This is a genomic window from Mycolicibacterium llatzerense (assembly GCF_000878195.1).
Taxonomy (GTDB): domain Bacteria; phylum Actinomycetota; class Actinomycetes; order Mycobacteriales; family Mycobacteriaceae; genus Mycobacterium; species Mycobacterium llatzerense.
Map to the genome: position 1 here is coordinate 25,179 of NZ_JXST01000029.1, position 24,753 is coordinate 49,931.

20 protein-coding genes and 1 pseudogene are annotated in these 24,753 nt (G+C 67.2%); 11 read left to right on the forward strand and 10 right to left on the reverse strand.

Translation table 11 applies throughout. From position 1 onward, the window contains the following. Nucleotides 1–54 precede the first annotated feature (54 nt). From TL10_RS19555 to TL10_RS19570, 4 genes are all read right to left on the reverse strand, one after another. Nucleotides 55–1,101 (reverse strand): alcohol dehydrogenase catalytic domain-containing protein, encoded by a 1,047-nt coding sequence (locus tag TL10_RS19555; protein WP_043396295.1) that lies wholly within the window; start codon nucleotides 1,099–1,101, stop codon nucleotides 55–57. Further along, nucleotides 1,098–2,369 carry an LLM class flavin-dependent oxidoreductase gene (locus tag TL10_RS19560; RefSeq protein WP_231575591.1) on the reverse strand — a complete coding sequence of 424 codons (1,272 nt, stop codon included), beginning with the start codon at nucleotides 2,367–2,369 and terminating at the stop codon, nucleotides 1,098–1,100. The genes TL10_RS19555 and TL10_RS19560 overlap by 4 nt, the downstream gene beginning before the upstream one ends. 191 nt (nucleotides 2,370–2,560) lie before the next feature. Continuing rightward, complete coding sequence (locus TL10_RS19565) at nucleotides 2,561–3,190, reverse strand: TetR/AcrR family transcriptional regulator (RefSeq protein WP_043396538.1); 630 nt, start codon at nucleotides 3,188–3,190, stop codon at nucleotides 2,561–2,563. A gap of 13 nt (nucleotides 3,191–3,203) precedes the next feature. Continuing rightward, the gene (locus tag TL10_RS19570) at nucleotides 3,204–4,829 is read right to left on the reverse strand and encodes a PucR family transcriptional regulator (protein ID WP_043396299.1); all 1,626 of its coding nucleotides are present in this window, start codon (nucleotides 4,827–4,829) and stop codon (nucleotides 3,204–3,206) included. A 115-nt stretch (nucleotides 4,830–4,944) separates the two neighbouring features. On the opposite strand from TL10_RS19570, the gene TL10_RS19575 reads away from it, so the two are divergent. Genes TL10_RS19575 through TL10_RS19600 form a run of 6 tightly spaced genes read left to right on the forward strand, consistent with a single transcriptional unit; the run spans nucleotide 4,945 to nucleotide 11,833 of the window. Then, complete coding sequence (locus TL10_RS19575; protein WP_043396302.1) at nucleotides 4,945–6,453, forward strand: CoA-acylating methylmalonate-semialdehyde dehydrogenase; 1,509 nt, start codon at nucleotides 4,945–4,947, stop codon at nucleotides 6,451–6,453. Between the two features lie 27 nt (nucleotides 6,454–6,480). Further along, nucleotides 6,481–7,863 (forward strand): aspartate aminotransferase family protein, encoded by a 1,383-nt coding sequence (locus TL10_RS19580; RefSeq protein WP_043396305.1) that lies wholly within the window; start codon nucleotides 6,481–6,483, stop codon nucleotides 7,861–7,863. Between the two features lie 15 nt (nucleotides 7,864–7,878). Then, a complete protein-coding gene (locus TL10_RS19585; RefSeq protein ID WP_043396308.1) occupies nucleotides 7,879–8,607 on the forward strand; it encodes a (Fe-S)-binding protein in 729 nt (242 codons plus the stop codon). Next, the gene (locus TL10_RS19590; RefSeq protein WP_043396311.1) at nucleotides 8,604–10,079 is read left to right on the forward strand and encodes a LutB/LldF family L-lactate oxidation iron-sulfur protein; all 1,476 of its coding nucleotides are present in this window, start codon (nucleotides 8,604–8,606) and stop codon (nucleotides 10,077–10,079) included. The genes TL10_RS19585 and TL10_RS19590 overlap by 4 nt, the downstream gene beginning before the upstream one ends. Further along, nucleotides 10,076–10,690 carry a LutC/YkgG family protein gene (locus tag TL10_RS19595; protein WP_043396314.1) on the forward strand — a complete coding sequence of 205 codons (615 nt, stop codon included), beginning with the start codon at nucleotides 10,076–10,078 and terminating at the stop codon, nucleotides 10,688–10,690. The genes TL10_RS19590 and TL10_RS19595 overlap by 4 nt, the downstream gene beginning before the upstream one ends. 21 nt (nucleotides 10,691–10,711) lie before the next feature. Beyond that, on the forward strand, nucleotides 10,712–11,833 hold the full coding sequence (locus TL10_RS19600) for an epoxide hydrolase family protein (protein WP_043396541.1): 1,122 nt from the start codon (nucleotides 10,712–10,714) through the stop codon (nucleotides 11,831–11,833). A gap of 1 nt (nucleotide 11,834) precedes the next feature. On the opposite strand, the gene TL10_RS19605 is transcribed toward TL10_RS19600, so the two are convergent. The 3 genes from TL10_RS19605 to TL10_RS19615 form a co-directional block, all read right to left on the reverse strand. Beyond that, entirely contained in the window at nucleotides 11,835–13,211 is a 1,377-nt protein-coding gene (locus tag TL10_RS19605) for a purine-cytosine permease family protein (RefSeq protein WP_043396315.1), read from the reverse strand. A 4-nt stretch (nucleotides 13,212–13,215) separates the two neighbouring features. Continuing rightward, a complete protein-coding gene (locus tag TL10_RS19610; protein WP_043396317.1) occupies nucleotides 13,216–14,100 on the reverse strand; it encodes an EamA family transporter in 885 nt (294 codons plus the stop codon). 84 nt (nucleotides 14,101–14,184) lie between these two features. Then, nucleotides 14,185–15,006: an acyl-CoA thioesterase domain-containing protein gene (locus TL10_RS19615; protein ID WP_043396544.1), complete on the reverse strand. Its 822-nt coding sequence runs from the start codon at nucleotides 15,004–15,006 to the stop codon at nucleotides 14,185–14,187. An 85-nt stretch (nucleotides 15,007–15,091) separates the two neighbouring features. On the opposite strand from TL10_RS19615, the gene TL10_RS19620 reads away from it, so the two are divergent. The 3 genes from TL10_RS19620 to TL10_RS19630 are packed head-to-tail and all read left to right on the forward strand — an operon-like array spanning nucleotide 15,092 to nucleotide 17,337. Beyond that, the gene (locus TL10_RS19620; protein WP_043396319.1) at nucleotides 15,092–16,015 is read left to right on the forward strand and encodes a LysR family transcriptional regulator; all 924 of its coding nucleotides are present in this window, start codon (nucleotides 15,092–15,094) and stop codon (nucleotides 16,013–16,015) included. Nucleotides 16,016–16,044: 29 nt separating this feature from the next. Beyond that, a complete protein-coding gene (locus TL10_RS19625) occupies nucleotides 16,045–16,854 on the forward strand; it encodes a serine hydrolase (RefSeq protein ID WP_231575592.1) in 810 nt (269 codons plus the stop codon). A 9-nt stretch (nucleotides 16,855–16,863) separates the two neighbouring features. Next, on the forward strand, nucleotides 16,864–17,337 hold the full coding sequence (locus tag TL10_RS19630; RefSeq protein WP_043396322.1) for an RDD family protein: 474 nt from the start codon (nucleotides 16,864–16,866) through the stop codon (nucleotides 17,335–17,337). A 19-nt stretch (nucleotides 17,338–17,356) separates the two neighbouring features. On the opposite strand, the gene TL10_RS19635 is transcribed toward TL10_RS19630, so the two are convergent. Further along, complete coding sequence (locus tag TL10_RS19635; protein WP_043396323.1) at nucleotides 17,357–18,868, reverse strand: carboxylesterase/lipase family protein; 1,512 nt, start codon at nucleotides 18,866–18,868, stop codon at nucleotides 17,357–17,359. 79 nt (nucleotides 18,869–18,947) lie between these two features. Between TL10_RS19635 and TL10_RS19640 the strand changes: the two genes are divergently transcribed. Next, on the forward strand, nucleotides 18,948–19,646 hold the full coding sequence (locus TL10_RS19640; RefSeq protein ID WP_043986948.1) for a hypothetical protein: 699 nt from the start codon (nucleotides 18,948–18,950) through the stop codon (nucleotides 19,644–19,646). Between the two features lie 158 nt (nucleotides 19,647–19,804). Here TL10_RS19640 and TL10_RS19645 read toward each other — a convergent pair. Next, a pseudogene (locus TL10_RS19645) lies at nucleotides 19,805–20,113 on the reverse strand (AMP-binding protein); the annotation flags it as partial. Between the two features lie 188 nt (nucleotides 20,114–20,301). Here TL10_RS19645 and TL10_RS19650 point away from each other — a divergent pair. Further along, a complete protein-coding gene (locus TL10_RS19650; protein ID WP_043396329.1) occupies nucleotides 20,302–21,135 on the forward strand; it encodes a class I SAM-dependent methyltransferase in 834 nt (277 codons plus the stop codon). Nucleotides 21,136–21,153: 18 nt separating this feature from the next. On the opposite strand, the gene dnaE is transcribed toward TL10_RS19650, so the two are convergent. Further along, entirely contained in the window at nucleotides 21,154–24,687 is a 3,534-nt protein-coding gene (gene dnaE, locus TL10_RS19655) for a DNA polymerase III subunit alpha (protein WP_043396331.1), read from the reverse strand. Nucleotides 24,688–24,753 lie beyond the last annotated feature (66 nt).

Below are 24,753 nucleotides of genomic sequence, written 5' to 3' on the forward strand. Positions count from 1 at the left end.
AGGCCCGCCTGTCCCGTGATCGACACGGCTACACGTCGGTAACGCTGCTCACGATCAAGACGGCAGTACCAGGATCTTGACGTGCTCGTCGGGATTTCGCAGTGCTGTGAACGCATCTGCGATGCCGTCGAGCCCGGTACGTCCGGTGATCAGGGCCTCGGCGTCGATCTCGCCGGCGGCCAGTCGGGCCAGCACCTTCTCGTAGGCCTGCTCGTACGGGCCGTGCCCGAAGTTGATCGCGATCTGCCGCATCTGGGCCACCACCGGGATGATGGTCTCCTCGGCGAACGGCGAGGCCACCACCTGAATCCGCGAACCCCACGGCAGCGTGTGGGTCAGCGTGTTGAGCGTGCCGACACGCCCGCTGCATTCGTAGGCGATCAGCAGCCCGCCGCCGGTCTTGCCGCCGGCCAGCAATTCGTTGTAGACCTCGATCGGGTCCTGTTCGTTCGGGTCGACGACGATGTCGGCGCCCATCTTGGCGGCCAACTCACGCCGCTTCGGCGACGGTTCCGAGGCGATGACGAGGTGCGCCCCGGCGGCCTTGGCAGCCAGGATCGTGCCCAAACCGATCGAGCCGCAGCCGATCACGAGCGCGGTGTCCGCGGGCTTCAGGCCCGACTGCTGCATGTGCATCTCGCCGACGTGCAGCGGCTCGGCCAAGGAGGCATGTTCGAGCGACAAGCCGTCGGGCACGTGCCGGACCCAGAAGGCGTCGACGACGATGCACTCACCGAAGGCGCCGTGGTAGTCGTTCGAGTAGCCGATGATCGTCGGCATCCCGTTCTGTTCGGTGGTGATACCCAGCCCCGTGACCCGGTCGCCCTCAGCGAAATCCTCGACACCCGGCCCGGTTTCGATGACGGTGCCGGCCCACTCGTGGCCGAGCACGACCGGACGAGTGGCGTCGAAAACAGCGAACGGGAAGCCCGCGCCTGCGGCGACGGCCACGAACCGGCAGGGGTCCTTGGACATGCTCAGGTCACTGCCACAGATGCCGCAGGCGGCCACCTTGATCCGCAGCTGGCCCGCACCGGTGGCCGGCGGCTCCGGCACGTCGGTCACGGTGAACTGGCCGTCGATGAACTGTGCTGCCCTCATGCGTGCGCTCCTGTCGAGATCGAGATCGTTGCGCCTGCCTGATCGGCGGCTCCGCCACCGGGCGCCGGAGTGGCGGGCAGGTCAGTCGGCTGCCCGTAGTAGTCGGTGTACGCCTTGGTGATGGCGCCGACCAGGTTGCCGATCAGCACCTCTGAGTTGTCTTGTGCGAACTGCAGACTGGCCTGACGGGCGACGTTGCGACGGCGGAAGTGCGGGATGACCTCGGACGCGAACAGCTCGTAGCTGCGCTTGGTGTTCTCCCAGTCGGCCAGGTCCACGTGCATGATCAGCAGGGTGCCGAAGCCGCCGGTCTTCTCGATCAAGCGATCGATCTGGGCGATGGCGTCTTCCGGCGTGCCGATGATCGCCTGGCCGAACTCACCGAGCGACTCATTGCGCCAGTAGTCGATGATGCCGGCCGGGGTCTGCGCCCAGTCGGGGTTGATGCCCTGCTGGCGGTTGACGTACTCGGCGATGGCGTGGATGCGGCGACTGACGGCGCGCTCGGCTTCTTCCCGGGTCTCGGCGATGAACATCGGGTTGACCAGACGCCAGGTTTCGCGGTTGGCGACGTAGCCATTTTCGGCCGAAACCTGTTCGTACACACCCCAGTTGCGGTCCAGCGACTCGTAGCCGGCCTGCGAGCTGGCAGCCAGCGACAGCAGCGACAGGCCGTGCTTGCCGGCCAGCACCGAACCGTTGGGCGAGATGGTCGAAGCGGTGGCGACCTCGATGCCGGCCGGGTTGTAGGTCGGCAGCTGAGCGCGGGCGTCGCGCAGGGTGAACCAGTCGGTCTCCATGTTGACGACCTCACCGCGCAGCAGTGCGAGCACGGCCTCCAGGGCCTCACCCTGCATGCGGCGCTGGTTGGTGGTCGTGATGCCCATCATGTGCGCGTCGAGCGGGATCTTGCCGGGGCCGGTACCGACGATCAGCCGGCCGCGGGTCTGCAGGTCCAGCTGGGTGATGCGGTCCGCGGTGATCAGCGGGTGGTGGTACGGCAGCGACATCACACCGGTGCCGAAGCGGATGCGCTCGGTGCGCTCGGCCGCGGCGGCGATGAACACATCGGGCGCCGGGACGATCTCGGCGCCGGTCGAGTGGTGCTCCCCCATCCACGCCTCTTCGAAACCGAGGTGGTCCAGGTGGGTCATCAGGTCGATGTCGCGGCGCAACTGCAGCGCCGGGTCGGCGTTGAGCGGATGGTACGGGGCGAGGAACGCCCCGAATTTCATGGACGTCGGGCTCCACTGGGCAGCGCTGCTCACGGTGGTCTCCTGGTTCTCGGTGAGGGATGTCTCGGCTTTCTCGGCCGACTGTAATCCGATCACTCGATTGGATCAAGTGATCCATAAATATCAGCCGCGCCGGGTCCGGCTTTGCGCAGGTAGAGGCATACGGGCGCGCGGGAGGTCGCGAGCTATCCGCGAATTTTCAGGTAGTTACTTCACCTTCGGCGTCAGGAATTGAGCAGGCGCTCGGTGCCGCCGACGACAAACGTCACGAGGTCTTCGTAGAACGCTTCCAGAGCCGGGGAGGAGAGCTTGGCCCGGTCCCATTCGTCGGCCCGGCTCAGGCCCTGTACGAAGCCCATGATCGACACCGCCCAGCGCGCCTCCAGCCGGTCCTCGGCCGCGTTCGGGAAGGTCCGGCGGACCTGCGCCAGCAGGGCGACGCGCAGCTTGGGCTCGATGGTTTCGTCGGCCGGACCGGCCTGGGTGATCTGCGCCATGATCTTGATCCAGCGCATCCCGCGGGTGCGTTGGCGACGCAACAGATCGAGATAGGGTGCGGTGACGGCGCGGACCAACGCGTCGGGCGACGGCGCGGCCGAATCCGCTGCCAGCACATCGACATTCGCCTGGATGGCCGAGCCCACCGCGGCGCCGAGGTCCAGCACCACCGCGCGCAGCAGTTCGTCCTTGGAACCGAAGTGGTAGTGCACCGACGCGGCGCCGAGGCCGGCCGCGGCGTTGACCGAACGCACCGAGACGGCGTCCACGCCCAGCTCGGCGAACAGCTTCTCGGCCGTCTTCACCAACTTGGCGCGGGTGGCATTGCCCTGGCGGTTCTGCGATGTGCCCGACACGTCGAAAAGCATGTCACAGCGTTGCGCCGCCGCCACTGAACGCGTTTCGTGTCTCGAGGATCAGCAGCGCCACATGCAGTGAGGTCGCCGACTCACCGTCGGCGAGATCGACGCCCAGAATCTGCTCGATACGGTTCAACTTCGCATAGAGCGACGGCCGACTCAGATGCAGGCGCGACGCCAGCGCCGACTTGTTGCCGCCGAGTTCCAGGTATCCGCGCAGCACGTCCAGCAGACCGGCAGCGGACTCGATGTCGTGCAGGATCAGCGCGCGCAACTCCCCTTCGGCGAACCGCTGCAGCCGCGGGTCCGTCCGCAGCATCGACAGCAAGCCACGCAGCCTGATGTCCGCGACCCGAAAGCAGACCCGCTGCGAGGCAGGCAAAGACAGCGCGGCCTCGGCGACGTGCGCGGCGTCGGTGATGCGGTGAATGGCATCGATCAACCCCGGCGCCGGCGTGCCGACGCCGAGCACCAGGCCATGGGCGTCGACGGCACGTTCGGCATCCCGGCGCAACGCCCGACCCAGCGGTTCCAGCGCGCTGCCCGGGCGCATGTTCAGCGACAGCACCATGGCGATCTCTCCGGGCCCGCGCAACGAGAACAATCCGCTGTGGCCCAACGCTTTCACCGACCGGGTCACGGCGTCGAGCAGACGGGCACTGCGACGTTGCTCTGAAACGGGATCGGCGTCCGCACCATCCTTCGGGGCCCATCCCGCGATCCGCAAGGTCGCGGGCAGGTATTGCGACGCCGGACGCAGACCCAGCGCGAACGCGCGTGCGGTCGCTTCGTCCTCGAACCGGATGCGTTCGCGCGCAACGTCTTCCAGCAACCCGGCCTGCGCCTGATGTTCGATGTCCGTGCGGCCGCGTTCTGCCATGCGGTGCAGCACCAGCGCCTGGGAGGCCCGCTCCAGCACCATGGTGAACCTGGCGGCCACGTCGTCGGAGGGACTCAGCGCGATCAGGCGGCCCCACGCGTCCTCGCCGCGACCCACCTCGCTGATCACCCAGTCGTCGGTCCGTTCGGCCCCGGTCTCGTGCTGGCGGGATCGACGTTGCCAGTCCCGCAACACATCCGAGGTCGGATGTCCCGCAGTCGCCACCGCCATCGCCTGGTGGGTGAGGTCCTCGAGCACGACGGGCGCACCGAGCAGATTCGCCGCCGCCTCGGCGATCCCGGCCGGTGTGGCCCGGCGCATGCTCAGATCGGTGAACACCTCGTGCGTCTGCCGCGCGAAATCGACCTCCTGGTACTGATCGGCGACGATCACCCGGTGCACCTGTTCGGTCACCTCGACGAACTTGATCACCCGGCGCACCGCCACCAGGGCCAGCCCCAGTTCCTCGGCGATGGCCCCGACATTGACCGGCAGCGGCACGGCGCCGGCACCCAGTTCGACGACGACGCCGACGGCGTGTGCCGCCGCGACCGACCGCAGGTAGTCCAGCGGCGCCGCCCGCAGCGCGGCGCCGGTCGTCAGCACCAGTTCGCCACCCTGCAGGACGTCCGACAGGTCCGGGACGTCACTGACGTGGACCCAGCGGATCGGGCGGTCGAGCCCGTGCGCACAGAGAATCTCGGGTTCGCCCTGCTGGATGACCGGCAGGGCGACGATCTCGGCGACGGTCGGCATTTACAAAGTGTAAATCTAGAGACGCAACTTGATACAGATTGACGGCCATTTCGGGGCTTGCCGCGGGGCAAGCTGAGTGCACACCCCGCACCGACCAGGAAGGCAAACCTCGACGATGACCACCACGCAGACCATCTCGCACTGGATCAACAACGACATCTTCACCGGATCCTCGGGACAGTCGGCACCGGTCACCAACCCGGCCACCGGCGAGGTCACCGGTCAGGTCACACTGGCCGGCGTCGAGGACGCGCAGGCCGTCATCAACGCGGCCGTCGCCGCCTTCCCCGGCTGGCGCGACACCTCGATCACCAAGCGCGTGCAGACCCTGTTCACCTTCCGCGAGCTGCTCAACGCCCGCCGCGAGGAGCTGGCCGCGATCATCACCGCCGAACACGGCAAGGTGCTCTCCGACGCCATGGGCGAGGTCGCCCGTGGCATCGAGGTCGTCGAATTCGCCTGCGGCATCCCGCATCTGCTCAAGGGCGGCTACTCGGAGAACGCCTCCACCAACGTCGACGTCTACAACATCCGGCAGGCCCTCGGCCCGGTCGCCATCATCGCGCCGTTCAACTTCCCGGCCATGGTCCCGATGTGGTTCTTCCCCATCGCCATCGCCGCCGGCAACACCGTCGTGGTCAAGCCGTCGGAGAAGGACCCGTCCTCGTCGCTGTGGATGGCCGAACTGTGGAAGGAAGCCGGCCTGCCCGACGGCGTCTTCAACGTCCTGCAGGGCGACAAGACCGCCGTCGACGAGCTGCTGACCAACCCCGCGATCAAGGCCGTCTCGTTCGTCGGCTCCACCCCGATCGCGCAGTACGTCTACCGGACCGCCACCGCCTCCGGCAAGCGCGTCCAGGCCCTCGGCGGCGCCAAGAACCACGCGGTGATCCTGCCCGACGCCGACCTGGATCTGGCCGCCGACAGCATGGTCAACGCGGGCTTCGGCTCGGCCGGTGAGCGCTGCATGGCCATCTCGGCCTGCGTCGCGGTCGGACCGATCGCCGACGACCTGGTCGCCAAGATCGTCGACCGTGCCGCCTCCATCAAGACCGGAGACGGCACCAAGGACTCGGACATGGGTCCGCTGATCACCAAGGTGCACCGCGACAAGGTGGCCTCCTACATCGACGCCGGCGAAGCCGAGGGCGCCAAGGTCGTGCTCGATGGCCGCAATGTTGTGGTGGACGGCACCGACGATCTCTCCCAAGGCTTCTGGCTCGGCCCGACCCTGCTGGACAACGTGACCCCCGAGATGAGCGTCTACACCGACGAGATCTTCGGCCCCGTGCTGTCGGTCGTCCGCGTCGAAACCTACGACGAGGCCCTGCAACTGATCAACAACAACCCCTACGGCAACGGCACCGCGATCTTCACCAACGACGGCGGCGCGGCCCGCCGGTTCCAGAACGAGGTCGAGGTCGGCATGGTCGGCATCAACGTCCCGATCCCGGTTCCCATGGCGTTCTTCAGCTTCGGCGGCTGGAAGGCCTCGCTGTTCGGCGACACCCACGCCTACGGCCCCGAAGGCGTGCAGTTCTTCACCCGCGCCAAGGCCGTCACCCAGCGCTGGGCCGACCCCAGCCACGGCGGCATCAACCTCGGCTTCCCCGAGAACAACTGATCGCGCGACCCAGACAGAGGACCTGACATGACCCTCGCCACAGACCACCTCCTGCCCGCCGGCCACACCGTCGACTCGATGCGCGCCGAAGCCGAGCGCGCCTACGCGCTGGACCGCGCCCACGTCTTCCACTCGTGGTCGGCCCAGGCCGCGCTCAAGCCCATGACCGTCACCGCGGCCGAAGGCAGCTACTTCTGGGACGGCGACGGCAACCGGCTGCTCGACTTCTCCTCTCAGCTGGTCAACACCAATATCGGCCACCAGCACCCGAAAGTCGTTGCGGCGATTCAGGAACAGGCCGCCACGCTGTGCACCATCGCGCCGCAGCATGCCAACGCCGCACGTTCCGAGGCCGCCCGGCTGATCGCCGAGCTGACCCCCGGCGACCTGAACCACATCTTCTTCACGGGCGGCGGCGCCGACGCCAACGAGCACGCCGTGCGCATGGCCCGGCTGCACACCGGCAAGCACAAGGTGCTCGCCCGGTACCGCTCCTACCACGGTGGCACCGACCTGGCGATCAACCTGACCGGCGACCCGCGGCGGTTCGCCAACGATCGCGGCGCGGCCGGCGTCGTGCACTTCAACGGACCGTTCCTGTACCGCTCGGTGTTCCACGCCGAAACCGAGGAGCAGGAATCGGCGCGGGCCCTCGACGAGCTGCAGCGAGTCATCGAACTCGAAGGCGCATCGACCATCGCCGCGATCATCCTGGAGTCCATCCCGGGGACCGCCGGCATCATGGTGCCGCCGTCCGGCTACCTGGCGGGCGTGCGCACACTGTGCGACAGGTACGGCATCATGATGATCGCCGACGAGGTGATGTCCGGCTTCGGCCGGTCCGGAAAATGGTTCGCCATCAACCACTTTGACGTCGTTCCGGATCTGCTGACGTTCGCCAAGGGCGTCAACTCCGGTTACGTGCCGCTCGGCGGCGTCGCGATCTGCGACGCCATCAACCAGACCTTCGCCGAACGCGCCTATCCGGGGGGCCTGACCTACTCCGGGCACCCGCTGGCCGCCGCGGCAGTGGTCGCGACCATCAACGCCATGCGTGACGAAGGCATCGTCGAGAACGCCGCCCGCCTGGGTGCGGACATCATCGGACCTGCCCTGCGGGACTTCGCGCAGCGGCACCCCAGCGTCGGCGAGGTGCGTGGCGCGGGCGTGTTCTGGGCCGTCGAACTGGTCAAGGACCAGACATCGCGGGAACCGTTGGCGCCCTACGGCGGCACCAGCGACGCGATGAACGCGGTCGTCGCCTTCTGCAAGGAGAACGGCCTGATGCCGTTCACCAACTTCAACCGCATCCACGTGGTGCCGCCGTGCAATGCCAGCGACGACGAGGTCCGCACCGGACTCGCCATCCTGGACCGCGCGCTCGACGTGGCGGACCGGTACGCCGGTTAGAGGTACTGTCGGCCGGTGCGGATAGCCCTGTTCGCGACCTGCCTCGCCGACGCCATGTTTCCGGCTGCCGCCATCGCCACGGTGCGGCTCCTGGAACGCCTCGGCCACCAGGTGGCGTTTCCCGCCGGGCAGACCTGCTGCGGGCAGATGCACGTCAACACCGGCTACCTGCGCGAGGCCGTGCCCCTGGTGCGCAACCACGTCGACGTATTCAGCGGCTTCGATGCCGTCGTGGCGCCCTCGGGATCGTGCGTCGGGTCGGCGCGCCACCAGCATGCGATGGTGGCCCGGCGTGCCGGTGACACCGACCTGGCCGCCCGAGCCGAATCGGTTGCGGCACAAACCTTTGAGCTCTCCGAGTTCCTGGTCGACGTGCTCGGCGTCGATGATGTCGGCGCCTACTATCCACACCGCGTCACCTACCACCCGACGTGCCACTCGCTACGAATGCTCGGTGTCGGCGACAAGCCACTGCGCCTGTTGCGCAACGTCCGGGGCCTGACCCTGGTCGAGTTGCCGCAGGCCGAATCCTGTTGCGGCTTCGGCGGCACCTTCGCGTTGAAGAACGCCGATGTGTCCACCGCGATGCTCGCGGACAAGATGTCGAACATCGCGACGACGGGCGCCGAGGTGTGCACCGCGGGCGACTCGTCGTGCCTCATGCATATCGGGGGTGGCCTGAGCCGCGCCGGCAGCGACGTCCGCACCGTGCATCTGGCCGAAATCCTGGCGGCCACACCATGACCGCGGTGTTTCTCGGGCAGCCCGGCGTGGGCAATCTGCGCGGCGAGCAGAGTTTTCCGCAGGCCGCCCGCACCGCACTGACGGATCCGCAACTACGTCACAATCTGGGCCATGCCACCGCGACCATCCGCGCCAAACGTCTTGCCGCCGTTGCCGAGTGCGATGACTGGGAACAGCTTCGGGCGGCCGGCAGCGCCCTCAAGCAGGACGTGCTGGCCCGGCTGCCGGAACTGCTGGAGGAACTCGAAGCCAATGTCACGGCACGCGGCGGCACCGTGCACTGGGCCCGCGACGGGCTCGAGGCCAATCGCATTGTCGCCGAGCTGATCCGGGCCACCGGCAGCGACGAGGTCGTCAAGGTCAAGTCGATGGCCACGCAGGAGATCGGGCTCAACGAATACCTGGAAGACCAGGGCATCGCACCGATCGAAACCGACCTGGCCGAGCTCATCGTCCAACTCGGACATGACAAACCGAGCCACATCCTGGTGCCGGCCATCCACCGCAACCGTGCGGAGATCCGGGCGATCTTCGAACGCGAGATGCCCGGCGCCGGTGAGCTCACCGACGAGCCCCGGGTGCTGGCGATGGCCGCGCGGGCACATCTGCGGCGAAAGTTCCTGTCCGCCAAGGTGGCCGTCAGCGGCGCCAACTTCGGGGTCGCCGAGACCGGGACGCTGGCCGTCGTCGAGTCCGAGGGCAACGGACGGATGTGCCTGACGTTGCCCGAAACCCTGATCACGGTGATGGGCATCGAGAAGGTGATCCCCCGGTTCACCGATCTCGAAGTGTTCATGCAGCTGCTGCCCCGGTCGTCGACCGCGGAACGGATGAACCCGTACACCTCGATGTGGACCGGCGTGCATCCCGGCGACGGCCCCCAGCAGTTCCACCTGGTGCTGCTCGACAACGGCCGGACCCGGGTGCTCGCCGATGAGGTGGGACGCTCTGCGCTGCACTGCATTCGGTGCAGCGCCTGCCTGAATGTCTGTCCCGTCTACGAACGCACGGGCGGGCACGCCTACGGCTCGGTGTACCCGGGACCCATCGGGGCGATCCTGAGTCCGCAGCTGACTGGGACCACCGGGCATGACGATCCGAACGCCAGCCTGCCGTACGCCTCCACACTGTGCGGCGCCTGTTTCGAGGCCTGCCCCGTGCTCATCGACATCCCGTCGATCCTGGTGCATCTGCGTGCGGTGCAGGTGGATCAGGAAAGAGGAGGGCGTGGGGTCCTGCCCTCCGGACAGGATCTGGCGATGAAGGCGGCGGGCTGGGCCATGGGATCCGCGTCGCGGTTCGAGTTGGCGGAGAAGGCCCTCGGCGCGGGACGGCTCATCGCCGGCGAGGACCACCGCATCCGCAGGCTGCCCTGGCCGGCGTCGAAATGGACTGGCAGTCGCGACATTCCGGCGCCACCGGCGGAGACCTTCCGGCAGTGGTGGGCCCGCAACCGGGATGCGGACCGATGAGCGACGCACGGGCGGTGGTACTGGGACGCATCCGCGCCGCGCTCGGGACGGACACCCCGGCCGCGGTGCCGGTGCCACGCGACTACGAGCGGCAGCCGTCGACCGGCAGCGGTGACGTCGAGCGGTTCGCCGAGACGGTGGCCGACTACCGGGCGCAGGTGCATCGCGTCAGACCGGACGAGGCGGCGACGACGATCGGCGCGCTGGTCTCCGGGATCGCCGTGATGCCCGCGGACCTGCCACCGGACTGGGTGAGCGGCATCCGCACCGTCGTCGACGAACCACCCGTCGGCCTCGACGTGCTGGACAGTGTCGATGCGGTGGTGACCGGCTGTGCCCTCGGGATCGCAGCCACCGGCACCATCGTGCTGGATGCCGGTGCGGCACAGGGCCGTCGTGCGCTGACGTTGGTACCCGACCATCACATCTGCGTCATCCGGGCCGACCAGATCGTCGATACCGTGCCGCAGGCCTTCGCGGCCCTGGACCCGTCGCGTCCACTGACGTTCATCTCCGGGCCGAGCGCGACGAGCGACATCGAACTGCAGCGCGTCGAAGGCGTACACGGTCCGCGCACCCTCGACGTGGTGATCGTCGGAGCCGGCCGGTAAGAATGGTTGATTGTGACCGACATTGCACCGTTTCAGATCGCCGTGCCCGACGAGGTGCTGGACGACCTGCGCCACCGGCTGGCCAACACCCGCTGGCCGGAAGCCGAGTGCGTCGACGACTGGAGCCAGGGCATCCCGCTGAGCTACACCCGCGAGCTGGCCGACTACTGGGCCAATGGCTACGACTGGCGGGCCCGTGAGGCCGCGCTCAATCGGTTCGACCAGTACGTCACCGAAATCGACGGCTTGGACATCCATTTCATTCATCAACGGTCCCGGCACGCCGACGCCCTGCCGCTGCTCATCACGCACGGCTGGCCCGGCTCGATCGCCGAATTCCAGAAGATCATCGAACCGCTGACGAATCCGACGGCGCACGGCGGCCGCGCCGAGGACGCCTTCCACGTGGTGTGTCCCTCGCTGCCCGGTTACGGGTTCTCCGGCAAGCCAGCTGCCACCGGCTGGGACGTCGAACGGACCGCGCGCGCGTGGGAAGAACTGATGGTGCGCCTCGGCTACACCCGGTACGGCGCCCAGGGCGGCGACTGGGGTGCCGCGGTGACCACTCAGATCGGGCGAAACGTCGGACACTGCATCGCGATTCACCTCAACATGCCGATGGGTCGTCCCGCGGCCGGCACCACGGAGTTCACCGCCGAGGAGCAATCCGCGCTCGCGGCGCTGAAGCACTACCAGGACCAGGACTCGGGCTACGCCAAGCAGCAGTCCACCCGCCCGCAGACCATCGGCTACGGCTTGGTCGACTCACCGGTGGGGCAATTGGCGTGGATCGTGGAGAAGTTCTGGTCCTGGACCGACCACGACGGCAACGTGGAGAGCGCGCTGAGCCGCGACGAGATGCTCGACGACGTGATGATCTACTGGGCCACCGCCACGGCGGCGTCGTCAGCCCGGATGTACTGGGAAAGCTTCCGCGTCTTCGGTGGCGGCTCGAAAGTGGAGCTGCCCACCGGCATCGCGTCGTTCCCGAAAGAGATTCTGCGGGCACCGCGGTCGTGGTGCGAGACCGGGTACAACGTCACCCACTGGACCACCATGGCGCGCGGCGGTCACTTCGCCGCCTTCGAGCAGCCCGAGCTTTTCGTCGACGACGTGCGGGCGTTCTTCGCGACGGTGCGCTGAGTCACGCTGCCCGGAAGCGTCGATATCCCCCGTAGATCACCAACGCGACGAAGAAGTTCACGAAGTAGGCGACGTCGGCGCCATGCCACGCAACGGCGACAGGTCCTTGCAGCAGCGTGGTGTTCATGAATGGGATCGCGGCACCGTAGGCCACGACGAACGCGACCAAGGCGGCGACTGCGTCGCGCCGCGGCGTCGTCTCCGCGGCCGGGTCCACGGTCTGCCGGCCACGGCTGCGGCGGCGCCAGTCGATGATCACGATGGCCGCGAAGGCCGGAATCCAGTAGCTGATCAGCAGCAGCACATTGGTGAATCGCGTTGCGGTGTCGCCGGTGTGGAGCCACAGGATCAGCCCGAACGCCAGCGCCGTCACCACCAGTGACGAGATCGGGCGCCGCACCCGCACGCCCAGCGTCTGCAAGGCCAGGGATCCGCTGTAGTCGTTCATCACGCCCGAGCCGACCGACGCCAGGGCGATGATCAGCAGCGCGACAGCCCCCAGTGCTCCCCCGCCCATCACCGACCGCACACCCTCGGCGGTCTGGTCGGTGATCAGGCTCCCCGCGGCGATGCCGATGGTCTCGACGAAGACGTACGCAGCAGCCAGTCCGGCGAAGCTGAATCCGAACACCTTGCGCGGCGCGGAGTCCACGGGGAGGTAGCGGCTGAAGTCGGCGGCATAGCTGGCCCAGGACACCGCGAGGCTCAGCGCGATGGTCACTGCCAGCACGAAGGCCCCGGTCAGGTCCGCGCCGTGCGCGGTCGGCGGCGTCACGACCTGATGCCCACCAACGAGTTTGACGGCGAACACCACGAACGTCGCGAACAACACCACGGTGAGCACGGCCTGCAACCGGTGGATCAACTCGTAACCGATGAAGCCGACCGCGCCCTGCACGCCCAGCACGATCAGCACCGCCACCCAGAATGGGATACCCAGCAGCACCGCCAGCGCCTCGCCGCCGAACAGGCCGACCAGCGCGTCCCACGCCACCGACGAGAGCCATTGCAGGACAGCCGGAACCGCGATCAGACCGCCGAAAGCCATGCGCGCGCCGGGCAATTGCGCAGTACCGGTGCGCGGGCCGAGCGTGGACAGGTAGCCGACCACCAGTGAGCCGAGGACCGTGCCGACGATCATCGCCAGCAGAGCCAGCCAGAAGCCCAGGCCCAGCGCACCGATCATCGCGCCGGTGAAGACACACGTCATGTTGATCTGCGGGGCGAACCAGACCGTGAACAGCCGGCCCGGGGTGCCGTACCGGCGGTCTGCCGGAACCGGCGCGATGCCATGGGTTTCCACCGACATGTCCCCGGCACGGCTGGGGGTGCGGCCGGTGAACGGTGCGGCGGTGAGCGCGGTGGCCGGTGGCGTCATACCCCTATTCGACCACGAGCGCCGGTTCCCGATGGCCAGCCTCGGCTGCGGGTCGGGCGCCGGCGCGCGCGGCACCGATACCGGCCAGCACGACGAGTGCGATTCCGGCGAGGGCGGGCAGCCCCGGCACCTGATGCAGGATGAGCAGCCCCAGCATCATGGCGAACGCGGGCTCGAGGCTCATCAGCGTGCCGAAGGCTGCCGCGGTGAGGCGGCGCAGGGCCAGCATCTCCAAGGTGAATGGGATCGCCGGCAGCAGGATGGCCAGGCCCAGACCGGCCAGCAGCAGGTGCGGCGTCAGGTGCCCGATGACCGACGGACCGGCCACCATGGTGACCACCAGCCCGGCGACCGGCATGGACACCGCAAGACCGGTGATGCCGGTGACCTCGTCACCCACGCGCTGGGTCAGCAGGATGTAGGCGGCCAGGCAGACCGCCGATGCGAGCGCGGCCAGCACGCCCACCGGGTCGACGGCAGCCGCCCACGGTTCGGTCAGCAGCACGACGCCGGTGCCGGCCATCGCCGGGAACAGCCACCGCCCGCGTCCACGCCCCTTCATCACCGCAATGACAAGGGGGCCAAGGTATTCCAGGGCACTGGCCGTGCCGAGCGGGATTCGGGACACCGCCACCATGAACAGCAGGGTGAATCCGGCGGTGGTGATTCCCAGCAGGACGCAGGACACGAACGCCGATCGGGTGAACGACGCCGGCCGTGGTCGGACGAACAGCAGCATCAACACGCCGGCCCAGGCCAGGCGGAGCCAGGCCACACCGGCCGGGCCGATACCGTCCATCAGCTTGACCGCGAGAGCAGCACCCAGCTGCACCGACATCATGGACGCGACGGTCATGAGTGCGCCGTTGCGCGCCGCTGCGGTGGTCATCGTTGTATTGAACGGGAGCCAGAACGTTCATGTCCACGTGATAATCGTGGACATATCGTTCGCAAATCGTGAACGGACCTGAGGCTACAGCTCGCGCCGAATCCGGTCGGGGAACCGGCTGTGGCCGAAGTCGATCTGCGCGCCCGGGTTACTGACTGCCGTGGTCAGCCCGGTGCCGAACGGCCCGGCGCTGTCGTACAGCGTGGTGGTGCCGACCGCGATGCCGTCGGCCGCCCAGTGCGAATCAGCCTCGGCACCCACCCAGGTGTCCCGCGGCAACCGGGACAACGCCACGGTGAGGTCGCCATTGATGTATCCGACGCCTGCGGTGCCCAGATTGGTCACCAGGCTGGTGCCCTCGGCCGCCATCGCGGCCCGCACGAACGGCGTGTTGATCTGGCCCTCGATGACGTCGATGGACCGGTTGACGTAGCGCTTGCGACTGGTGTTCTGGTGCTCGGCGATGGCCCGCGTCCAGCCGACGGCGTCGCTATTCATGTAGGGCGGCAGGTCGTCGTCGATCACCGCGGGCGGCTCGAAATCGGTTGCGCGGAACCATTCCTCACCTGGCGGCGCCGCGGCGAGCCGATACTGCACGAGCGTCGCCCGGGCGACGGTGACGCCGTCCTGCACCACATCGCACTCGGAATTGCGCACCCGGCGCCCGTCGCGCACCAACTTCACCACGGTCGTGGTCGGCACCCCGCGCGCGGCCCGGAACAGGTCCACGGTGAGCCGGGCCGGCAGGAAGTCAGGCAAGCCGAACGCGACCTCGAGCGCATGGGCAGCCAGGCCGACCACCGCCGGGCCGTTGAGGTGGTCTTCACCCCACAGGCTTTGGGCGAATCGGGTCGGCTGAACCCGATCAGCGTCGATCGGGGTGAAGTGCGCAGGACGTGCGGTCATTTTCGGATCGTCGCACATTGGCTAAATATTCATAACTTCGGGCCACACCACGCGGAACCGTCCAGATTTCCTGGACAATAGTTAGATGGACACCCGCCGGCTCCGCCTCTTGCTGGCCTTGTCGCGCCTCGGGTCGATGCGGGCCGTCGCCGAGAACCTCAATCTGACGACGTCGACGGTGTCGCAACAGATCGCCGCCCTGGCCAAGGAAGCCGGCACGCAGCTGATCGAGCCGGAGGGCCGCCGCGTCAGGCTGACCCCGGCCGGACAACGCCTGGCCGACCATGCGGTGACGATCCTGGCGGCCGTCGACGCGGCGCGCCTGGACCTCGATTCCGGCGCCGAACCCGTCGGCACCCTGCGGATCGGCGGATTCGCGACCGGCATCCGCGTCTCGCTGCTGCCGATCCTGGCCGAGCTGACCCGCGAGCATCCCGGAATCGACGTCGCGATAAGCGAATACGAGCCCATCGAGGCGTTCGCGTTGCTGACCAACGACGACCTGGACCTGGCCCTGACCTACGACTACAACCTGGCCCCGGCCTCGCCCAGTCCGCTGCTGGAAGGCTTTGCGCTGTGGTCGATTCCGTGGGGCCTTGGGCTGCGGGCCGACGAGGCGAACGGCCCCGCCGAACTGTCCGAGTACGCGGACCGGACCTGGATCGTCAACTCCCGCAACACCGCTGACGAGGACGCTGTCCGCACCTTGGGTGCGCTGAGCGGATTCACCCCGCGCATCGCCCACCAGATCGACAGCCTGGAGCTGGTCGAGGACCTGATCGTCGCCGGCTACGGCGTCGGGCTGCTGCCGCTGGAGCGGCCCACCAGCGCGGGCATCAAGGTCGTCCCCTTGGCCGGGCCGACGGTGATCCACACCGCCTATGCCGTCACCCGCAAGGGCCGCACCAATTGGCCGCCGCTGCGGGCGGTGCTCGACCGGTTGCGACCGGGCGACGGGCCGGTGCCGCTGCCGACGTGGCCTCGTCCCGAGGCGGTCGGCATCGAATGAGACTGACCGAGATCTGGGAGGCTACCGGCGTGAAACTGATCAGGGCCGTACTGGTCGCGGCACTGCTGGCCGGGCCCGCACTGCCCACCGCGCGGGCCGAATGCACTGCCGCCTGCGATGCCCAACAACGCGTCGCGGCAGCAGACGCCTACCTGTCGACCCGGCCGGGCACCGTCGGCTACGTGCTGCGCGACCGCAAAACCGGTGCGGTGTATCGCAATTCGCACGCCGGGGACATGGTCTGGACCGCTTCGACCATCAAGCTCGGCATCGTGGTGGATCTGTTCGCCCGGCAGAGCGCCGGCCTGCTGCGGCTCACCGACAACGACGTCGCCCTCATGGGCAAGATGCTTCACACGTCCGACAACGATGCCGCCGATACCCTGTGGACCCGGTACGGCGGACCGGACCACACCATCTTCAACAACGACTTCCCGCATTTCGGCATGACCCGGGTACAACCGCAACGCGGATTCGGAGACATGTTCCCCTACTGGGGTTTTCAGAAGTCGACCACCGACGACCTGGACCAGATGGTCAACTACATGCTGACCCGGCTGCGGCCCAACGAAACCGCGTGGATCGTGAGCGCCATGCAGAACGTCGACCCCATTCAGCAGTGGGGTGTCTGGGGCGCCGGCCCGAACATGGCGCCCGGCAACAAAGACGGCTGGTCCGACGAGCAAGGCGGCTGGGTGACCAACACCGTCGGTTTCGCCGGGCCAGGACAACGTTTCACCCTGGCTGTCATGAATGCGCTGAACGGCGCCGGCGGCAACGCCGATGGCCAGGCGACCACTACGCGCTTAAGCCAGATATTGCTGGCCGGTCGGCAGTAGATTGGCGGCATGACTCACGGCGAGAACTACCCCGCGGCAGGCGCTTACGGCGCACCTACCCCGGTGCATCCCGGCGACCTGCTGCCCCGCTTCTTCGCGCGGTTCATCGACGGAATCATCGTCGGAGTGCTGGCCTTCTTCGGCGCATTCTCGATCGGCTCCATGTCCGACATCATGGTCACCGGCCTGTTCTCCGGGCTGGGGATGTTCCTCTACTTCGTGCTGTTCGAGGTCACCGTGGGCGCCACACCCGGCAAGATGCTGCTGGGCCTGCACGTGCGTGGGCCCAACGGCATGCCGAAGCCCGACCTCAAGCAGTCGGCCATCCGGAACTCGTTCACCCTGTTGACCATCGTCCCGTGGGTCGGCGGGCTGCTGGCGTTCATCGCGTACATCTTCATCGCCGTCACCATCAGCTCCAGCCCGTGCAAGCAGGGCCGGCACGACGAACTCGCCGGCGGCACCCAGGTGGTCAAGAAGTAGGCGGCCCGGGCGCCGTCACTCAGCCGTGAACCAGTGAAAAGCCTTCCCAGGCCTGGCGCTGCTCGGCACGGGGATCGAATTCGACGCGGGTCTTGCGATCGAACACCAGCACGGCGCGTTCGTCGGCGTCGTACCGCGGCCAGCCCTCGCCGGGGACACCCGTCCGGGCGAACGCGCGCCAGCGGTTCTGCACGTCATTGCTGATCCGCAGCGCGGACTTACGGTCCATGGCCGCGGTCAGCACAGAACCCAAGGGTGTCCGGTACACGTCGAAGACCGCCAGCAGTTCGGTGGCGTGCGTAGCCCCCAGACCCGTCCAATGCAGCGCGGGCGGGGCGTAGTCATAGCGGTACGCGTACGTGGGTGCGTGGCGCATGTGCGCGGCGGCGATCTCCCACGATGCCGTGCCGAATGCGAAGTCGCCGCCGAGTTTGATGCACGCGTCGGCCGACTGTGGATAGCCCGGATAGGCCGCGGTGATGCGGGCACGCTGCTCCGCCGGGACGTGCGCCAGAATCCGTTCGATCGTCGCCTCAGTGGTGGGCAGCAGCTGCATGAACTTGGTGAACAGACGGCCCTCGTCGGCATTGCTGCCCACGATCAGCGGCACCTGGTGCGCCCGCCCCTCCCGCATGGCGATCAGCGGATCCTCCGGCAGGAACTCGGTGCCGCATGTCGGTCCGGCAGGGAAGGCACCCGGCATGTCGACGACGGCGCCGTGGATCACGCGGTCCAGGGCCGCCATCAACTCGGCCGGTCTGGCCGACATCAGGGCGGCGGCACCGTCACGCTCGCCGGCACCCAACTGCTCGGCGAAGTGCTTTGCGAACTGGGCAGCCGCATCGGGCGAACGCACCATGCCACTGGCCGGGCTCTCCGCAATCGCTTGGTGGAAAAGGCCTTTCGCCTCCGGCACGGCCAACAGAGTGGCCACGGCATGTGCCCCGGCGCTCTCCCCGAAGATGGTCACGTTGCCCGGGTCCCCGCCGAACACGGCGATGTTGGCGCGCACCCACTTCAGTGCCGCGACCAGATCGCGCAGGAACAGGTTGTCGTCAAGAGGCTGGTCGGGTGTCGACAGCGCCGACACATCGAAGCAGCCGAGCGCGCCGAGCCGGTAGTTGGCGGAGACGAAGATGCAGCCGCGGCGGGCCAGTGCGGCCCCGTCGTAGATCGGGGTGGCCGAGCTGCCGAGGATGTAGCCGCCACCGTGGATGAAGAACATCACGGGCAGCGGCTCGCCGGTGTGCTGCTCGGGCGTCACCACATTGAGGGTCAGGCAGTCTTCACCCGTGGGTTGGTACTTGCCCACGCTGAGCATGGTGAACTTGCGTTCCTGCGGCGCACAGTAGGTGAAGCCATGGCAGTAGCGCACGCCGCGCCAAGGCTGCACGGGTTGCGGCGCCCGATAGCGCCACGGCCCCACCGGCGGCCGGGCGTAGGGCACGGAGCGCCAGCGGTGCACACCGTCGCGCGTGAAGCCCTCGATGGTTCCGCTGTCGATGGTCACGCGGACGGTACGTTCGTGCATAAATGGACACTATCGAAAATCTGTAATCATCGGGGTGCCTGAGCCGCGTGTTGCGGCAGTGCCGGTTACCCTGGCGGGCATGCGACTTCCCGTAGCCCTCGCGGCATGTGCCCTGGTTGCGGGTTGTTCGGCCGGGTCAGACCAGCACGGACAGCCCGGCGTGGCGATCTCGGAGCCGTCGCTGTCCGCCGCCGCCCCGTCCAGCCGTGCCGCAGCTCCGACGCCGAAGGCCGCACCTACCACGCCGCCGCCCGCGGGCGCGCCCGTCGCCGACGTCATCGCCTGGGTGGAGGCCGGCACCCCGACCGACCCGGCCGGATTCCATACCGCCACGCGCGAGGGCACCCCCACGAATTTGGGTACCGACATCGCGTTCACCACCGCATCGGGTGCGAACTGCATGACCGACAAGGACTTCAACGGCACGCTGGCGTGCCTGACGCATCTGACCTCCCCGCCGCCACAGCCGGCCGACACCTACGGCCACTGGGTGGGTGGCTGGGTCGATTTCGAAGGTCCGACCGCGGAAGTCGGTTCGGTGCATGGCGATCCGGGCCGCTTCTCCGCAGGCACCGGAGCCAAACTGAAAGACGGCCAGAGCCTGCGGTTCGGCGAATACCTGTGCCGCGCCGACGCGACCGGACCCGTGTGCGTGAACTACGCGCGCCGCACGGCGATCCGGTTCAGCAACGCCGGCATCCAGACCTTCGGTTGTCTGACACCGGTCCTCCCGGCGCCGGAAGGCGTCGGCCTGAAGTTCGCCTGCACGACCGCCTGATCCGGGGCCGCGCGGTCAATTCGCCGCGGCGACGGTCGTTGTCGGCTCGTGGACGACGGGGCCGGGTTCCGGCGCGTACCGGGCGTCGATCTGCGGGGCGTACTTCTCGGCGATGGGGCGGCGTTTGAGCTTCATGGTCAGAGTGATCTCGTCTTGCCGAAGACGTGCGCCAGATCGCCCGCCGGCAGGGTGTTGTATACCGAGAACGACGTGGCGCCGACATGTTGCGCACCGACTTCCAGCGGATAGAACGCCACCCGGTTGCTCATCATCAGCGACACGGTGTCGCCGCGGGTCACGCCGAGACCGCTCAGCCCTGCTGCCACGGCACGCACCTGATCGGAGTACTGCACCCAGGTCAGGGTCGGCCCGCCGTCTGCGGTGCGCAACGCGACCGCTGCAGGATCGACCGCCGCGCTCAGTTGAAACGCTTCACACAAGGTGGTCGGACGCTGCGCTGCGGACATTCGGGAGCCTCCTCGGTCGGCTCATGATCGAAGCACAAACTCGTGGTGCACCTGGAGTGGTTGGCGAATCCGATGCGGCGCAGCCTTCCGCAACCGCATCGCGTTGCCGGACGTCAGCGCGAAATCCGCACGGCGCTAAACATTTTGGCCTCATCGTTCAGTCCGCGTGGCGGCGTATCGTCGGAACGATGGGAATATCCGTTACGCCTCTGACGCCGGTGGAACAGACGGCCTTGTTGACCGTGTATGCCCGAGCCTTGGACAGTCGGGGGCCACGCCCGATTCTTGGCGACACCTGGGCTGAATCCGTCGTGGCGGCGGTCGACTACGACTTCGCCGGCCTACGGGTCCAGACCAGCGTGGCCTGCCAGACTGCCCTGCGAGCCAAGATGCTCGACGACCGGATACGCGCATTCGTCGCATCGAATCCCCATGCCGTGGTGGTCGATCTGGGCGGCGGTCTCGACAGTGGCTACTACCGGGTGTCTCCCGCACCGACAGTCGACTGGTACACCGTGGACCTGGCAGGCATCTCGGCGCTGCGCGACCAGTTGTTACCACCGAATGGTCACTCTCACACCGTGGTGGCATCGGTAGCCGAACCAGACTGGGCCGCAACGATTCCCGCCAACCGACCCACGATGATCGTCGCGGACGGATTGTTCGCATTCCTGACCGAGCCGGTGATCGCGGGCGTTTTCCGCAGCATCACCGAACATTTTCAGAGTGGCGAGCTGGCGTTCAACGATTACGGGCAGTTCGGACCGCTGAGCCTGGCCGCGTTCAAGTACCTACCGCAGAAGATGTTCAAAGACGTTGGCAGCCAATTGGGTTACGTGGGATTCAAGGACGCACGGCATCCGCTGACGTGGAATCCACGAATGCAGCTGCTCGAAGAGACCAGTCTGGCGCACCAGCCTGAGGTCGAGCTATTTCCGGGTGCCCTGCGTATCGCAACTCGGCTCACCGGGCTCACCAAAGCCGGCGCGCGTAAGGCGCGGATTCTGCGATACCGCTTCTGAATTCGCCCGGACCTGTCATCACCCGCCGAGGCAGCCCGGACCCAGCAGCGCCTTCAAGTCGCCCATCAACGCCGAAGATGGTGTGACCCGCAGGGTCTGGTCCAGTTCCAGCGTGGTGATCCGGTCCCCGCTGATCAGCCGAAGGTGCACCTGCGAGGTGCCCGGATGGTGTGCCAGCACCTGCTTGAGCGCGCTGACCTTCTCCGGGGTGCATTGCCGGGTCGGCAGGCTGACCGCGAGCGGACGGTCCGCTTGCGCATTCGAAAAGTCCGGCACCACAAGGTCACTGGCGAAGATCGAGATCCGCTCGTCTTCGACTCGGGCTTTGCCGCTCACCAGCACGATGGCGTCGTCCATGATGTCGGCACCGAACACGGCGTAGGTCTTCGGGAAGAAGTTCACCGTTACCGAACCATTGAGATCTTCCAATTGTGCTGAGGCCCAGGGTAATCCCTGCTTGTTGACCCGCCGTACCACGCCCGCCAAAATGCCGCCGATGCGAACCTGGGTGTCATTGGCGACGGTGCCCTCGAGGATGGCCGTTATCTGGGTGTCCACCTGCGCATTGAGCAGGTGCGCGACGCCGTTGAGCGGATGACCGGAAACGTACAGGCCGAGCATCTCTCGCTCCAGGGCGAGCTTGTGTTTGTCGTCCCATTCGTCCTCGGGCACCTTGATGGTGAACGCCGCATCGCCGGCGTCGCCGGCATCACCGCCGCCGAACAGATCGAACTGGCCCATGGCTTCGGCCTTCTTGGTGCCAAGCACCGAGTCGACGGCGTCGGCATGGACCAGGAACAGGCCCTTGCGGGCATGGTCCAGCGAGTCGAAAGCACCTGCCTTGACCAGAGATTCGGTGACGCGCTTGTTGCAGGCCGTGATGTCGATCTTGCTGAGGTAGTCGGAGAAATCGGTGTACTTCCCCTTGTCAGTGCGGCCCGCGATGATGGACTGCACCACATTGGCGCCGACGTTGCGCACACCGCCCAGCCCGTAGCGGATGTCCTTACCGACCGAGGCGAAGTTGTGCACCGACTCGTTGACGTCCGGCGGCAGCACCGTAATTCCCAGGCGGCGGCAATCCGCCAGGTACACCGCGGCCTTGTCCTTGTCGTCGCCGACCGAGGTCAGTAGACCTGCCATGTACTCGGCCGGAAAGTTGGCCTTGAGATAGGCGGTCCAGAACGACACCAGGCCGTACCCGGCAGCGTGCGACTTGTTGAACGCGTAGCCGGCGAACGGCAGCACCGTGTCCCACAATGCGGTGATCGCCGCCTGAGAGAAGCCGTTCTGCTTCATGCCGTCGGCGAATCCGCCGTAGGCCTCGTCGAGGATTTCCTTCTTCTTCTTACCCATCGCGCGACGCAGCAGGTCTGCTTGGCCGAGCGAGTAGCCCGCGACCTTCTGCGCGATGTGCATGATCTGTTCTTGGTAAACGATCAAACCGTAAGTCTCGGAAAGAATGTCGCGCAGCGGCTCTTCGAGCTCCGGGTGGATGGGCTTGATCTCCTGGAGCCCGTTCTTTCGCTTCGCGTAGTCGGTATGCGCATCCACGCCCATCGGGCCTGGCCGGTACAGCGCCAGGACAGCCACGATGTCCTCAAAGCCGGTCGGGCGCATCAGCTTCAGCAGATCGCGCATCGCGGACCCGTCGAGCTGGAACACCCCGAGGGTATCGCCGCGCGCCAGCAGCTCGTAGGTTTTCGGGTCCTCCAGACCCAGGTGATCGAGATCGAGATCGATGCCGCGGTTGGCCTTGATGTTCTCCAGGGCGTCACCGATGACGGTGAGGTTGCGCAGACCCAGGAAGTCCATCTTCAGCAGGCCGATGGCCTCACACGACGGGTAGTCCCAGCCGGTGATGATGGCGCCGTCCTGGGCCCGCTTCCACATCGGGATGGCGTCGATCAGCGGCTCGGAACTCATGATCACCGCGCAGGCGTGCACGCCGGCGTTGCGAACCAGGCCCTCCAGACCGCGGGCCGTCTCGTAAATGGTCCGCACGTCGGGATCGGTGTCGATCAGTGCGCGGACCTCGGCGGCTTCCTTGTACCGCTCATGGGTGGGATCGGTGATCCCGGACACCGAGATGTCCTTGGCCATGATCGGCGGCGGCAGCGCCTTGGTGATGCGGTCGGCGATCGCGAAGCCCGGCTGCCCGTAGTGGACTCGCGCCGAATCCTTCAGTGCCGCTTTAGTTTTGATGGTACCGAAGGTGATGACCTGGGCGACGCGGTCACTGCCCCACTTCTCACTGGCGTAGCGCACCATCTCGCCGCGGCGGCGGTCGTCGAAGTCGATATCGATATCGGGCATCGACACGCGCTCGGGATTGAGGAACCGCTCGAACAGCAGACCGTGCGGGATGGGGTCGATGTTGGTGATGCCCATCGCCCACGCGACCAGCGAACCTGCTGCCGACCCTCGGCCCGGGCCGACCCAGATACCGACTTCGCGCGCGTGGCTGATGAGGTCACCGACGACGAGAAAGTACGCCGGGAAGCCCATCTGCACGATGACGTTGATCTCGTAGTCAGCACGGTCGAGGTACTCCTGCGGCGGGCCGGTCGGGAAGCGCCGGTCCAGGCCACGCAGCACCTCTTTACGCAGCCAACTGGCCTGCGTCTCGCCCTCGGGCACCGGGAAGATCGGCATCCGGTCGTGGAACTTCCAGACGTCGGCGTAGGACTGGACGCGCTCGGCGATCAGCAGCGTGGAGTCGCAGGCACCGGGTACCTGGTGGTCCCACATGGCCCGCATGTCCGCGGCCGACTTGAGGTAGTAGCCGTCACCGTCGAACTTGAACCGAGTCGGGTCCGAGAGCGTCTTGCCGGTCTGGATACAGAGCAGCGCCTCGTGGTTGTGCGAGGCCTCGCGCGTGACGTAGTGGCAGTCGTTGGTCGCCAGCGGCGGAATGCCCAGCTTCTTGCCGACATCGAGCAGGCCCTCGCGAACCCGGCGCTCGATCTCGATGCCGTGATCCATCAGCTCGAGGAAGAAATTCTCCTTGCCGAAGATGTCCTGCCACTTCGCGGCGGCCTCGAGCGCCTCCTGCTCGTGGCCGAGCCGCAGCCGCGTCTGCACCTCACCCGACGGGCAGCCGGTGGTGGCGATGATGCCCGAGGAATTCTCGGCGATGATCTCCGCGTCCATGCGGGACCACTTACCGAGCTGTCCCTCGAACGAAGCCAACGACGACAGCTTGAACAGATTGCGCAGGCCGGTCGCGTTCTCGGCGACCATCGTCATGTGGGTATACGAACCACTACCCGAGACGTCGTCGCCCTTCTGGCTCGGATCGCCCCAGGTGACGCGCTTCGTGTTGAAGCGGGACGCGGGCGCGATGTACGCCTCGATGCCGATGATCGGCTTGATGCCCTCTTTGGTCGCGATGTTGTAGAACTCGCTGGCGCCGAACATGTTTCCGTGGTCGGTCATGCCGATGGCGGGCATGCCCAACCGCAGAGCCTCGGCGATCATGGGCTTGACCTTCGCCGCACCGTCCAGCATCGAGTACTCGGTGTGATTGTGGAGGTGCACGAACTGGCTCATAGGGCTGCCAGTCTAAAACGGGCCACCGACACGGTTCGGCGTGTCGGGTGCTGTGTCGTCAGGACG